Origin of the sequence: Klebsiella sp. BDA134-6 (assembly GCF_015601345.1) — a bacterium.
GTDB classification, from domain to species: Bacteria; Pseudomonadota; Gammaproteobacteria; order Enterobacterales; family Enterobacteriaceae; genus Klebsiella; species Klebsiella grimontii.
Window position 1 is genome coordinate 586,602 of the sequence record NZ_CP064784.1, and the last position, 12,345, is coordinate 598,946.

Below are 12,345 nucleotides of genomic sequence, written 5' to 3' on the forward strand. Positions count from 1 at the left end.
AATTATGATGAATGTGATTGGAATTGGCGATAACGTCGTCGATAAATACGCCCATACTCAGACCATGTATCCCGGTGGAAATGCGTTGAACTTTGCCGCTTATGCGGCCATGTTGGGACACAATGCGGCCTATCTGGGGATTTTTGGTAATGATGCCGCTGCGGAGCACGTTATGCAGGTGCTGGATAAAGTTGGCGTCAAGTGGCCCCACTGTCTGCAGGTGGCCGGGGAGAACGGCTGTGCGCAGCTGAAAATCGAAGAGGGAGAACGGATATTTCTTGGTTCGAACGCCGGGGGTATTCGTAAGACAACTTCGATGGATTTTATTTTTCAGCATGAGCAATACCTGCGTGAGTTTGATCTGATCCATAGCGGTTGTTATAGCTACATGGAGACGCAATTACCTCAGTTACGCAAGCTCAACATTCCTGTCTCTTTCGATTTTTCAGATGACTTTGTACTGGAGCAGGCGCTGCCGTTGTGCCGTTACGTCGACTTCGCATTCTTCTCATGCGCTGACTACAGCCTGGCGCAAACGCGTGAAATTGTGCAACAGGCGCAGGCCAGCGGGAGTCGCATTGTCTGCGCGACGCGTGGGGATGAAGGCGCGATTTTATTTGACGGGCAGGATTGGTATCAGCAGGCGCCCGATTACGTCACTCCAGTCGATACAATGGGCGCAGGTGATGCTTTTATTACCGCTTTCGTTTGCCATTTTCTGGCCCAACCTACGGGTAACAAGCGCGAAGCGATTACCCATAGCCTGCAAAAAGCAGCAGCTTTCTCGGCACAAATTTGCCTGAAAGAAGGGGCGTTTGGCTACGGGACTCACTACTAACCTATAACGCCTTCTCTCATTTTTCCATACTGATTTCCGTCCGCTTGCCGGGCGGAAACGGGGATTCGTGCGCTTTTTCCGTGAGGAAAGAATTATGCATAGTGAAGCTGCTGATTTGATTTTACGTTCTGATGCTATTTTTACTGCTGCCAGAAATGAGCTATTTAGCGGATATGTCGTCATTAAAAATGGCGCTATCGCGGCGATGATAGCAAATGGGGAAGATATTCAACCCTGGAGAGGTGAAAGTACTCGCTTTATCGAACTTGGCGATCGCCTGATTTGTCCGGGATTTTGCGATAATCACACGTTTTTTACCGGCTATATGAGCATGCGGCGTGGCGTCGATCTCCATGGCGCCCGCGACAGTAATCATGCCCTTGAACTACTACAGGCTGCAGTGAATCTTCTCCCTGAGGGGAAAAGCCTCTATGGCTGGGGCTGGTCTGTTGCCCGTTGGGGAGCGGTGCCTGATGCCAGCTTATTGGATGACGCTTTCCCGCAGAGGCCGGTTGTTGCTATTAACGATGACAAAAGCTATTGCTGGATGAACCGTGCCGCCGTGGAGCTTTATGGCTTTACCGCTGAAGAGTGCAGCGCGGAGGCGAGAATCGCATTATTGAATGAGATGCTGGCTGATACCGCACAGTTAAAAAAAGAAATGCGGGCATTTATGACCCGACTTGCCGGGCAGGGAATCACGGCGATAAAAGACGTTTGTTTCAACGATGCGCCGCGGTTGATGAATGCCTGGGATGAACTGGAAAAAGAGGATGCGCTGTCGCTGAGGGTGAGCATTGTTTCTCAGCCCGTATCTGCGCCTGTCGATCTTGCTTTCGGTGAACAGGCCCGACGCCGCTTTCATTCGCCATGGCTGCGGTTTCATGGTTTTAAATTTATGGTCGATGGCGTTATTGCCGATCATACCGGCGATATGATTTACCCCTATGCCGATCGTCCCGGCACGAACAATGAAAGGCCCGTTGATTATGATGCCCTGCGCCAGCAGGTTTTGCTGGCTGATGCTCGTGGATTCAACTGCTGTATGAATGCGGAGGGCGATGCCGCAATTCGCCGCTGTATAGATATTTTTGCCGAATGCCGTCAGCGTCACCCGCAGAGTGTGGTTAGACATTCTCTGAGCGATCTGGAATGCCCGCATCCAAACGATATTCCCAGAATGGCTGAGCTCGGCCTCTTTGCCGAAGTTTATGCACAAATTCTGCTCCTTAACCCCTGCGAAGCCGAAGCCTATATGCGCGAACGCTATGGAGAAGAGCGCGAAGCGCAATTCTACGATTATGCCGCACTATTCGGGGCTGGTGTGACGGTCACTATTGGTACCGATCTGCCCCTGTTTATTCCTTCTGTTCCTGACGCGATGTATGCCGCCTGCTGTCGTCAGTTCCCTGATGGTTCACCCGTGAATGGCTGGTACCGCGAACGCGGAATGACACGACAGCAGCTCTTAACGGCCTGGACGCTGAATAGTGCTCGACATCACGGCATGGAAGATATGACCGGTAGCCTTGAGCCGGGAAAACGTGCGGATATCGCGGTTTTTGACCGTAATTTGTTGAGCTGCCCGAATGATGAGTTACGGACCTCCACCGTTGTACTGACCCTGGTGGATGGCCGTATTACCCATGACCTTCTGTGACTCTAAAAATGCCGAATGACGGCGAACATTATATAAACATCTTACCGAGGCGGATTATGCGTATTGCAAAAATAAAGTGGGCGATGCCACACTGCTACGCTCTGATTTTCTTCATTATTATATTAGTAGCGCTGCTGACATGGTGTATTCCCAGCGGCAGTTTTGATTATCACTCAGTGACTTTACCCGGCGGTGAAACGAAAACATTAGTGATCCCAGGGTCTTATCATCTGCTGGAAAAAGTCAGCAGCGAGGGCGATTTACGTCAGGGTATTGCCGCCGTACTGGCCGCGCCGATGGAGGGAATTATCAAGGCCGCCGACGTAGTGGCGTTTGTACTCATTGTTGGTGGTGCTTTTGGCGTTATTTTACGTACTGGCGCTATTGAGCGGGGGCTGGTGGCGCTGGCTGAACGTCTGGCTGGTAAAGGGATTCTGGTTATCCCTATCGCAATGACTTTGTTTAGCCTGGGGGGCGCAACTTTTGGTATGAGCGAGGAGGTGATCCCTCTTTATGCGATCTTTATATCCCTCATGTTCGCGCTGGGTTATGACTCAATGACCGCGATCCTGATTCTTTTTCTGGGAACCCAGATTGGCTATGTTGGCGCAATGACCAATCCGTTCTCTGTACTCATTGCCCAGGGCGTAGCGGGTATTCAGGGAAATCCGCAGCTTTGGCTGCGTGCCATCGCATGGCTGGTCTTCACATTACTGGCGATTACTTACACCATGTGGTACGCACATCGTGTTAAACGCACTCCACAAAAGTCGCCGGTATATGAGAATGATTGCCGCAACCGTGAGCAGTTTTTGTCGATACAGGATACGTCGGTCCATTTTTCCATCGCCGATCGAGTGATTATCATCGCTTTTGTGCTGGCGCTGGCCATCATTTCATGGGGGTTAATCACGCGTGGCTGGTACATGGTTGAGATCGGCTCTGTGTTCCTGGCTCTGGGGCTGTTTTCTGGGATCGTCGGGCGCATGGGTATTAGCGGGATGGCCGACAGCTTTGTCGAAGGGTGTAAAGAGTTTGTTTACGCCGCCGTAGTGATAGGACTCGCGCGCGGTATTTTGGTGGTGGCAGAGAACGGACGAATTATCGACACGCTGCTCTTTGGCTTGTCGGAAATGCTGGAAGGGTTGCCGCAGTACGCATTCACCACTTTGATGCTATTAGGGCATAACGTCATCACCTTTTTTGTCCCTTCCTCTTCGGGCGAGGCTGCGCTCACGATGCCCGTGCTGGCGCCATTAGGCGATTTAGTGGGTATCAATAAAGAGGCGATGGTAATGGCTTATCAATTTGGCAATGGCCTGACGAACCTGGTTTCTCCTACCGGTGGTGTATTGCTGGCCGGGCTGTCTATTGCGCGTATTGGATTTGGTCAGTGGTTAAAGGCGATTGCGCCGCTGTTTCCGGTGCTGTGGATAGTCAGCGCCGTGTTTGCTGCGATTTCGGCCTGGGTCTAAGGGATATGCGCGCCGTCGTAGTTTGATGGGCGCGCTTCGATTATAATCCTGCTTCGCATTAATGGCCGTGCTGGTACCTCTTTTATGTCGAATTTCGGACTGCAACAGAATACTTCCGTACCGTTATACAGGCAGCTTAAAGATAAAATCCTCAGCGATATCTCGTCCGGGAAACTCGCTGAAGGAGAGAAAATCCCCACCGAGATTGAGCTCAGCGAACTTTACAATATCAGCCGCATTACGGTGCGCAACGCAGTGAAAGAGCTGGTAGCCGAAGGCTATTTGGTGAAAAAGCAGGGGAAGGGGACTTTTGTCTGTCTGCCTAAAATTGAGCGTAAAGTTGTGCACCTGCTTAGCTTTACTGCCGCATGCGATGCTAACCATCTACCAACCCACAGCGTAGTGACTCGTCGTGAGATTCTGCCGGACTATCGTAATGCGCGTCAGCTTCTTGAGCTTGAGAGGGATGATTCCGTGCTTTATATCCAACGCCTCAGGATCGCTGGCGATGCGCCGTTAATGTTAGAGAATAATTACTACTCTCTGAAACGATTAGGATTTTTACAGCAGGAAGATCTCAGCGGGTCGCTTTATCAGCTATTGAGTGATAAATACGCGATCGTGCCTACCTATGCGGGTGAAACGACGGTAGAGATGGTGCGCGCGCATTCTGACAACGCACCGCTGCTGCAGCAACCGCCCGGCGAACCGTTATTCCTGATGAAAACGCTGATTCTGGATAGCCAGCATCAGCCTATTCACTATGGAGAACAGTATATTGTCGCCGAGCGTTACACGTTTAGTTTTTGATTTCAGTGGGAAAGCGTCGCCACCATCACCGCTTTGATAGTATGCATGCGGTTTTCCGCCTGGTCGAAAACGACGCTCGCCGCGGATTCAAATACCTCGTCGGTGACTTCCATACCGCCGTGCAGGCCGTACTCCGCCGCCATCTGTTTGCCGAGCGTGGTCTGGTCGTCGTGGAACGCGGGCAGGCAGTGGAGGAATTTCACCTGCGGATTGCCGGTCAGCGCCATCATCTCGCTATTCACTTGATACCCGCGCAGCAGCGCGATACGCTCCGCCCACTTCTCTTTAGCTTCGCCCATTGATACCCAGACGTCGGTATAGATAAAGTCCGCGTCCTTCACGCCCGCGGCGATATCTTCGGTCAGCGTAATATTGCCGCCGTTTTTCTGCGCCAGCGCCCGGCACTGCTCGACCAGCTTCTCTTCCGGCCAGCAGGCCGTTGGCGCGACCAGGCGCAGATCCAGGCCGGTCAGCGCGGCGGCTTCGAGCATGGAGTTGCCCATATTATTCCGCGCGTCGCCGGCGTAGACCAGGGTCATCTGGCTAAAGGCTTTGCCCGGCAGGTGCTCCTGCATGGTCAGAAGGTCCGCTAGCAGCTGGGTAGGGTGGAATTCATTGGTCAGGCCGTTCCATACCGGAACGCCGGCATATTCGGCAAGGGTTTCCACCACTTCCTGGCCATGACCGCGATATTGAATACCGTCGTACATGCGTCCCAGCACGCGGGCGGTGTCTTTAATCGACTCTTTGTGGCCAATCTGGCTGCCGCTTGGTCCGAGATAGGTGACGCGAGCGCCCTGGTCAAATGCGGCAACTTCGAAAGAGCATCGGGTACGAGTAGAGTCTTTTTCGAAGATGAGCGCGATGTTTTTGCCGGTGAGATGCTGAATTTCGATATTGTTTTTCTTATCAGCTTTGAGCCTGGCCGCCAGTTCAAGCAGGGCGGTAATTTCTGCAGGAGTAAAATCAAGTAACTTTAAAAAATGCTTCTGATATAACGCGGACATGGTTCCCTCACATGGCTTAGACCATTTGTTGAATTAAAATTCACTTTATATGTATGAATATTCATTTGCAACCCCGTGTCATAAATCTTTCTCTTAGAAGGTGGAGGCAATCACGGCGGTATGTGACAATAGAAGCATCTGCGACACATTATGAGGAACGAGCCATGGCCAACCCGGAATTACTGGAAGAACAGCGTGAAGAAACGCGTCTGATTATTGAAGAGTTGCTCGAAGACGGCAGCGATCCTGACGCGCTGTACACCATTGAGCACCATCTCTCCGCCGATGATTTCGAAACGCTGGAGAAAGTGGCGGTAGAAGCTTTCAAGCTGGGCTATGAAGTGACTGAGCCAGAAGAGCTGGAAGTGGAAGAGGGCGATACCGTGATTTGCTGCGATATCCTCAGCGAATCCGCGCTGAATGCCGAGCTGATCGATGCCCAGGTTGAGCAGCTGATGACGCTGGCGGAAAAATACGACGTTGAATACGACGGCTGGGGCACCTACTACGAAGATCCTAACGGGGAAGACGAAGAAGGTGACGACGACGAAGATCTCGTTGATGAAGACGACGACGGCGTTCGCCACTAGGTAGCAGAGGTATACGGCGGTGTGTTATGCCGCCGTATAGCAAGGAATTTCAATGGATTACCCGCAAATACTCGCCCCGATTTTAAGCTTTCTGCATTGCCCAACTCCTCAGGCGTGGATTGATGAAGCCCGTAAACCGGAAAATCTTCCACTGCTATTGACCGACCATATGGTGTGCGAGCTGAAAGCGGCGCAAAACGCCATGCTGCTGGTGCGTCGATACGTTGCGGATAAAGAAGGCGCCGATGAGCTGCTGGCCTGCCTGAAGCCCTACGAGGACTTCACCTACCGCTGGGGCCCGGAGCCGGATTTCGTCGCGCTACATAAGCAGATAAACAAAAGCGCCATGCCGCAGACCGACGATCCCTGGGGACGTCAGCTGCTCGACAGCATGATTTTGCTGATCAAAGAGGAGCTGCATCACTTCTGGCAGGTGAGGGAAATCATGCTTTCCCGCGAAATCCCGTACGTCAAAATCACCGCCAGCAACTATGCCCGCGGGCTGCGCCGGGAAGTGCGTTCTCACGAACCGGTGATGCTGATCGATAAACTGATTTGCGGCGCCTACATTGAAGCCCGTTCCTGCGAGCGTTTTGCCGCGCTGGCGCCATGGCTGGATGACGATCTGCAGAAGTTTTATCTGTCGCTGCTGCGTTCCGAAGCGCGCCACTATCAGGACTATCTGGACTTAGCGCAGAGGATTTCCGCGGAAAATATCAGCGAACGCGTGCGCCAGCTTGGCGAGGCGGAAGCGGCGTTAATTAACGCGCCTGAAGCGGAGTTTCGTTTTCACAGCGGCGTGCCGGTCTGAGTGCCAGGCCGCCGCTTCGTCGCAGCGGCCTGACGATCTATTACAGATTGGCGTTTTTGTCTTTCTCTGCTGTCGCGGCGGCTTTTGGCGCGCCGAGGGTCGCTTTAAACCAGTTCACTACCCGTTCAATAACCGGCTTCTGATACCAGCTGTCATCGCCGTGCTCCGCACCCGCCAGCAACACGTAATCAGCCGGGTTGCCCTCCTTCTTCAGCGCGCGATAGAGCTGTTGACTTTGTACCGGTGCAACCAGGGTATCGGCGCTGCCGTGCATAATTAAAAACGGCGGCTTTTTACCGCTGATATGGCCCATCGGGCTGGCCGCCAGGGCTTTTTGCGGATCGCTGTCAATGGTCGCTCCCGGCCAGTCGCGAAAAGCGCTACCGTGTACCAGCAGCGCTTCAGTGACCGCCGGCGACTGGTGTACCTTTTGAATCGCCTGCGGAAAACCTTCGCCGATATTCAACAGGTTTGAAATACCGTACAGCGTGGCGGCGGCCTGCACGTCCGAGGATTGCGCCAGGTTATCGCCACGATCGAACGTTTTGTCGCCGTTGGTGAGCGCCAGCATCTGCGCCATATAGCCGCCTGCGGAATCCCCCAGCACGCCAATACGCGACGGGTCTATACCGTATTCCGCGGCATGTTCGCGGAGATAGCGAACGGCAGCTTTACCATCGATAACCGGGGCCGGGAAGGTGTCGGGAACCGTACGGTATTCCGCCGCCGCGACGACGAATCCCGCCGTCGCCAGCGCCATACGCATCTCGATAAACTTATTCCAGGCCGCGCTGGTGAAACCGCCGCCGGGGAAATAGATGATTGCCGGTTTCAGATCGCCGTTACGCGGTACCAGTAAAGACATATGCAGCTGACGAACGGCGACGGTGCTTTTTACCTGGCTATAAACGATATCGTTGAGCGCATCGATACGGCCCCGGTTTTTTTCCACGCGAATGACCTGAGCGCCTTCGGTATTGCCAGCAAGTTCGCCGGCGTTAACGCAGGAAGCCATGCCGGCAAGCATCAGGCCGCCGGTGAGCAGGAGGGGGAGTTTTTTCATGATGTTCTATCCTGAGCAAAGCCTGCCGCAGTAGCAGGCGAAAAGATCCAATGCTCGAAGAGTGTATTAGCGAAAACGTGCGGTGAATAACGCTCTTTTTGCATGAAAACCATGCATTTTTTCGATTAATTAACGTCGTCGTTTTGCGGGCGCTACAGCACTTTCAGCATCGTGACCTCGCAGTCAACGTGGCCGGTGCAGCCCAGCGGCCCGTCGATATGCTCGAAGCCGAGATGCTCATATAAACCGACCGCTTCTTTAAGGAAGGCGGTGGTTTCGAGATAGCAGCGTTTGAAACCCTGTTCACGGGCGTAATCCATGGCCATCAGCGCCAGCTTTTTCGCCAGTCCCCGACCGCGCGCGGAGGTCATAAAATACATTTTTTGTAGTTCGCAGATATCGGGCTCGCTGCAGGAGAGCGGCGCCACGCCGCCGCCGCCGACCACTTCACCATTCTGCTCAACGACCCAATAGGCGGAACCCGGTTGGCTATAAAGCTCATAGAGCTGATCCAGATTCGGATCGGCGACCGTATAGCCTTTATCGGCGGTCAGGCCATATTCGGCGGAAACCTGGCGGATAACGTTGGCTATCGCCTGATTATCATTAGCCGTGATGCGGCGCAGGGTTAGCGGTAGGGTTGCGCTCGTATTCATGTGAAGACTCGTTGCAAAATGATGACGGATGATGTTGTTAATAACACTGCGGGAGGGGAGAGTGCAAGCGAGGATCTTTCACAGAAAACGCCCCTTACCCGGATGGGATAAGGGGCGAGTGAATTACAGCGCGGCGATAACCGCCTGCTGCTCAATCAGCTTCGCTTTCGCTTCCGCGTAACCTTCCAGCTTCTCACGCTCTTTGGCGATCACCGCTTCCGGCGCGCGTGCCACAAAGCCTTCGTTGGATAGTTTGCTCTCGATGCGGCCAATCTCACCTTCGATTTTTGTCACCTCTTTCGCGAGGCGCGCCAGTTCATCTTCTTTATTGATGAGGCCGGCCATCGGGATCAGCAGCTCGGCGCCGTCGATAATTTTGGTCACGGAAACCGGACCTTTATCATCGGCGGGCAGCACGGTGATGCTTTCCAGACGCGCCAGGTTCAGCAGGAAGCTACGGTTGTCGTTCACGCGACGCATCGCGGCTTCGCTGCAACCGCGCAGCAGCAGCTCCAGCGGCTTACCTGGGGCGATGTTCATTTCCGCACGGATGTTACGCACGGCGACGATCGCCTGCTTCAGCCATTCGGTATCGGCCAGCGCCGCTTCGTCAACCTGAGACGCATCGTACTGCGGGAACGGCTGCAGCATGATGGTATCGGCAGTAATACCGCAAATCACCTTCACGCGCTGCCAGATGGTCTCGGTGATGAACGGGATAATCGGGTGCGCCAGGCGCAGCAGACCTTCCAGAACGGTCACCAGCGTGTGGCGGGTGCCGCGCAGCTCAGACTCGGAACCGCCGGTCATCACCGGCTTGGTCAGCTCCAGATACCAGTCGCAGAACTGGTTCCAGGTGAACTCATACAGAATGCCCGCGGCGATATCGAAGCGGAAGCCGTCCAGCGCCTCGCGGTAGGCTTTGACGGTCTGGTTGAATTCCGCCAGGATCCAGCGGTCCGCCAGCGACAGGGTCATTTCACCGCCGTTAAAGCCGCAATCCTGATCTTCGGTGTTCATCAGCACAAAGCGGCTGGCGTTCCACAGCTTGTTGCAGAAGTTACGATAACCTTCCAGACGCTTCATATCCCAGTTGATATCGCGGCCGGTCGAGGCCAACGCCGCCAGGGTAAAGCGCAGGGCGTCGGTACCGTGCGGCTCAATGCCGTTCGGGAACTGTTTCTCGGTGCGTTTGGCGATTTTTTCCGCCAGCTGCGGCTGCATCATGTTACCGGTGCGTTTTTCCAGCAGCTCCGGCAGGGAAATGCCGTCGACCATATCCAGCGGGTCGATAACGTTGCCCTTCGATTTGGACATCTTCTGGCCTTCGTCATCGCGGATCAGGCCGGTCATATAGACGGTTTTAAACGGCACCTGCGGCTTGCCGTTTTCATCTTTGATGAAGTGCATGGTCATCATGATCATGCGCGCAATCCAGAAGAAGATGATGTCGAAGCCGGAAACCATCACGCTGGTCGGATGGAACTGGCGCAGGGCATCGGTGTTTTCCGGCCAGCCGAGGGTGGAGAAGGTCCACAGCGCGGAGGAGAACCAGGTATCGAGAACGTCTTCGTCCTGGCGCAGCGCTACGCCGGCGCCCAGGTTATTTTCCTGACGCACTTCGTCTTCGGTGCGGCCAACGTAGACGTTGCCGTCGTTGTCGTACCATGCCGGGATGCGGTGACCCCACCACAGCTGGCGGGAGATACACCAGTCCTGAATGTCGCGCATCCAGGAGAAGTACATGTTTTCGTACTGCTTCGGCACGAACTGGATGTCGCCGTTCTCAACCGCTTCAACAGCGGGTTTAGCCAGCACGTCGGCGCGGACGTACCACTGGTCGGTCAGCATCGGTTCGATCACCACGCCGCCGCGGTCGCCGTACGGAACGGTCAGGTCGTGCGGTTTAATCTCTTCCAGCAGGCCCAGCGCGTCGATAGCGGCAACTACCGCTTTACGCGCGGCAAAGCGCTCCAGCTTCTGGAACTCCGCCGGGATAGCGTTTGAGTAAACGTCAGACTCGTTGCCTTTGGTGTCATAAACTTCCGCGGTTTCGCGGATGTCGCCGTCAAAGGTCAGGATATTGATCATCGGCAGGGCATGACGCTTGCCCACTTCATAGTCGTTAAAATCGTGCGCCGGGGTGATCTTCACGCAGCCGGTGCCTTTTTCCATATCGGCGTGTTCGTCGCCTACAATCGGAATGCGGCGGTCAACCAGCGGCAGGATCACGAATTTGCCGATAAGGTCTTTATAGCGCGGATCTTCCGGGTTAACGGCCACGCCGGTATCGCCCAGCACGGTCTCCGGACGGGTGGTGGCGACGACCAGATAATCTTTACCGTCAGCGGTTTTCGCGCCGTCGGCCAGAGGATAGCGGATATGCCACATCGAGCCTTTAGACTCGCGGTTTTCCACTTCCAGATCGGAGATAGCGGTGCGCAGTTTCGGGTCCCAGTTGACCAGGCGCTTGCCGCGGTAGATCAGATCTTCTTTGTACAGGCGGACAAAGACTTCTTTGACGGCGTTGGACAGGCCTTCGTCCATGGTGAAGCGCTCGCGCTCCCAGTCCACGGAGTTGCCCAGGCGGCGCATCTGGCGGGTAATGGTGCCGCCGGACTCCGCTTTCCACTGCCAGATTTTATCGATAAAGGCGTCGCGACCGTAGTCGTGGCGGGTTTTACCTTCTTCGGCGGCAATCTTACGCTCAACCACCATCTGGGTAGCGATACCCGCGTGGTCGGTACCGGCCTGCCACAGAGTGTTTTTACCCTGCATGCGCTGGTAGCGAATCATGGTATCCATGATGGTTTGCTGGAAGGCATGACCCATATGCAAACTGCCGGTGACGTTCGGCGGCGGGATCATGATGCAGAAGGACTCTTTGCTTTCATCGCCGTTAGGCTTGAAATAGCCCTGCTTTTCCCAGTGCTCGTAAAGCGGCTGTTCGATATCTTGGGGGTTGTATGTCTTTTCCATTATTTCCAGGTTGCCGTGTTCAGGTTGAAACCAGCCATGCGGTACGCTTTATAGCGTTCGCGCGCCAGTTGTTTCAAAGAATCTTCATAAGGGACGAAGTCTATCACTTCTGTGAAAGCGGTGGCAAAATCTGCAAAATTTAGCCGCAGGCTAATCAGAATATCCCGCGGGCTGCTGTTGCGTTTTTGCGGCCAGGCGATCTCCACCGGCGCGCCGCCGCGCGGACCTTCTCCCGCCAGATTATGCGGAACAAAACTTTCCGCTGGCCGTGCCCACAGCGCCTCGTCCAGACGAATGGCCTGTTGCTCATCTTCGCAGGCGATGAGCACTCGCTTGCCGCTGCGCCAACGTTCTGCGGCAATGTCACACACCAGTTGTTCAACGGCGCTCAGACCGTCTTGTTGCGTGTCGTTGTCCAGAAGGTAGAACGTTGCGTTTTTCATATATGGGGCTTCT

At 54.5% G+C, this 12,345-nt stretch carries 12 protein-coding genes; 6 read left to right on the forward strand and 6 right to left on the reverse strand.

The window, feature by feature from the left end; all coding sequences use genetic code 11:
• Positions 1-7 precede the first annotated feature (7 nt).
• The 4 genes from IYV58_RS02755 (at position 8) to IYV58_RS02770 (ending at position 4,783) form a co-directional block, all read left to right on the forward strand.
• The gene (locus IYV58_RS02755) at positions 8-838 is read left to right on the forward strand and encodes a PfkB family carbohydrate kinase (protein WP_123829426.1); all 831 of its coding nucleotides are present in this window, start codon (positions 8-10) and stop codon (positions 836-838) included.
• Between the two features lie 94 nt (positions 839-932).
• Positions 933-2,498 carry an amidohydrolase gene (locus tag IYV58_RS02760; RefSeq protein ID WP_004128269.1) on the forward strand — a complete coding sequence of 522 codons (1,566 nt, stop codon included), beginning with the start codon at positions 933-935 and terminating at the stop codon, positions 2,496-2,498.
• Between the two features lie 56 nt (positions 2,499-2,554).
• A complete protein-coding gene (locus IYV58_RS02765) occupies positions 2,555-3,973 on the forward strand; it encodes a YfcC family protein (RefSeq protein ID WP_004128272.1) in 1,419 nt (472 codons plus the stop codon).
• 84 nt (positions 3,974-4,057) lie between these two features.
• Positions 4,058-4,783 carry a GntR family transcriptional regulator gene (locus IYV58_RS02770; protein ID WP_004128274.1) on the forward strand — a complete coding sequence of 242 codons (726 nt, stop codon included), beginning with the start codon at positions 4,058-4,060 and terminating at the stop codon, positions 4,781-4,783.
• A 2-nt stretch (positions 4,784-4,785) separates the two neighbouring features.
• Here IYV58_RS02770 and argF read toward each other — a convergent pair whose 3' ends face one another.
• Positions 4,786-5,790 (reverse strand): ornithine carbamoyltransferase, encoded by a 1,005-nt coding sequence (gene argF / locus IYV58_RS02775; RefSeq protein WP_154902765.1) that lies wholly within the window; start codon positions 5,788-5,790, stop codon positions 4,786-4,788.
• Positions 5,760-5,855, reverse strand: a complete 96-nt coding sequence (gene argL / locus IYV58_RS28560; protein ID WP_371320544.1) for a putative translational regulatory protein ArgL — start codon at positions 5,853-5,855, stop codon at positions 5,760-5,762. Before argL ends, argF begins: the two co-directional genes overlap by 31 nt.
• Positions 5,856-5,954: 99 nt before the next feature.
• Here argL and rraB point away from each other — a divergent pair, with 99 nt between their 5' ends.
• Together rraB and miaE are read left to right on the forward strand one after the other, a co-directional pair.
• Positions 5,955-6,380, forward strand: coding sequence for a ribonuclease E inhibitor RraB (gene rraB, locus IYV58_RS02780; protein WP_004098122.1), 426 nt, complete (start codon positions 5,955-5,957; stop codon positions 6,378-6,380).
• Positions 6,381-6,432: 52 nt separating this feature from the next.
• Positions 6,433-7,191: a tRNA isopentenyl-2-thiomethyl-A-37 hydroxylase MiaE gene (gene miaE, locus IYV58_RS02785; RefSeq protein WP_004128278.1), complete on the forward strand. Its 759-nt coding sequence runs from the start codon at positions 6,433-6,435 to the stop codon at positions 7,189-7,191.
• A gap of 40 nt (positions 7,192-7,231) precedes the next feature.
• Here the strand turns inward: miaE and IYV58_RS02790 are convergent, their stop codons facing one another.
• The 4 genes from IYV58_RS02790 to holC all read right to left on the reverse strand — a co-directional run bounded on the left by IYV58_RS02790 (position 7,232) and on the right by holC (position 12,332).
• Complete coding sequence (locus tag IYV58_RS02790) at positions 7,232-8,254, reverse strand: alpha/beta hydrolase (RefSeq protein WP_195729402.1); 1,023 nt, start codon at positions 8,252-8,254, stop codon at positions 7,232-7,234.
• A 152-nt stretch (positions 8,255-8,406) separates the two neighbouring features.
• Entirely contained in the window at positions 8,407-8,910 is a 504-nt protein-coding gene (locus IYV58_RS02795; RefSeq protein ID WP_004128281.1) for a GNAT family N-acetyltransferase, read from the reverse strand.
• A 123-nt stretch (positions 8,911-9,033) separates the two neighbouring features.
• On the reverse strand, positions 9,034-11,889 hold the full coding sequence (locus tag IYV58_RS02800) for a valine--tRNA ligase (protein ID WP_004128282.1): 2,856 nt from the start codon (positions 11,887-11,889) through the stop codon (positions 9,034-9,036).
• Entirely contained in the window at positions 11,889-12,332 is a 444-nt protein-coding gene (gene holC, locus IYV58_RS02805) for a DNA polymerase III subunit chi (RefSeq protein WP_004098129.1), read from the reverse strand. Before holC ends, IYV58_RS02800 begins: the two co-directional genes overlap by 1 nt.
• Positions 12,333-12,345: the final 13 nt, after the last annotated feature.

Bases quoted from the DNA above. Each gene is read 5' to 3' on its own strand.
- IYV58_RS02755 (WP_123829426.1), top strand. From the start codon at position 8: ATGAATGTGATTGGAATTGGCGATAACGTCGTCGATAAATACGCCCAT.
- IYV58_RS02760 (WP_004128269.1), top strand. From the start codon at position 933: ATGCATAGTGAAGCTGCTGATTTGATTTTACGTTCTGATGCTATTTTT.
- IYV58_RS02765 (WP_004128272.1), top strand. From the start codon at position 2,555: ATGCGTATTGCAAAAATAAAGTGGGCGATGCCACACTGCTACGCTCTG.
- IYV58_RS02770 (WP_004128274.1), top strand. From the start codon at position 4,058: ATGTCGAATTTCGGACTGCAACAGAATACTTCCGTACCGTTATACAGG.
- argF (WP_154902765.1), bottom strand. From the start codon at position 5,790: ATGTCCGCGTTATATCAGAAGCATTTTTTAAAGTTACTTGATTTTACT.
- argL (WP_371320544.1), bottom strand. From the start codon at position 5,855: ATGAATATTCATACATATAAAGTGAATTTTAATTCAACAAATGGTCTA.
- rraB (WP_004098122.1), top strand. From the start codon at position 5,955: ATGGCCAACCCGGAATTACTGGAAGAACAGCGTGAAGAAACGCGTCTG.
- miaE (WP_004128278.1), top strand. From the start codon at position 6,433: ATGGATTACCCGCAAATACTCGCCCCGATTTTAAGCTTTCTGCATTGC.
- IYV58_RS02790 (WP_195729402.1), bottom strand. From the start codon at position 8,254: ATGAAAAAACTCCCCCTCCTGCTCACCGGCGGCCTGATGCTTGCCGGC.
- IYV58_RS02795 (WP_004128281.1), bottom strand. From the start codon at position 8,910: ATGAATACGAGCGCAACCCTACCGCTAACCCTGCGCCGCATCACGGCT.
- IYV58_RS02800 (WP_004128282.1), bottom strand. From the start codon at position 11,889: ATGGAAAAGACATACAACCCCCAAGATATCGAACAGCCGCTTTACGAG.
- holC (WP_004098129.1), bottom strand. From the start codon at position 12,332: ATGAAAAACGCAACGTTCTACCTTCTGGACAACGACACGCAACAAGAC.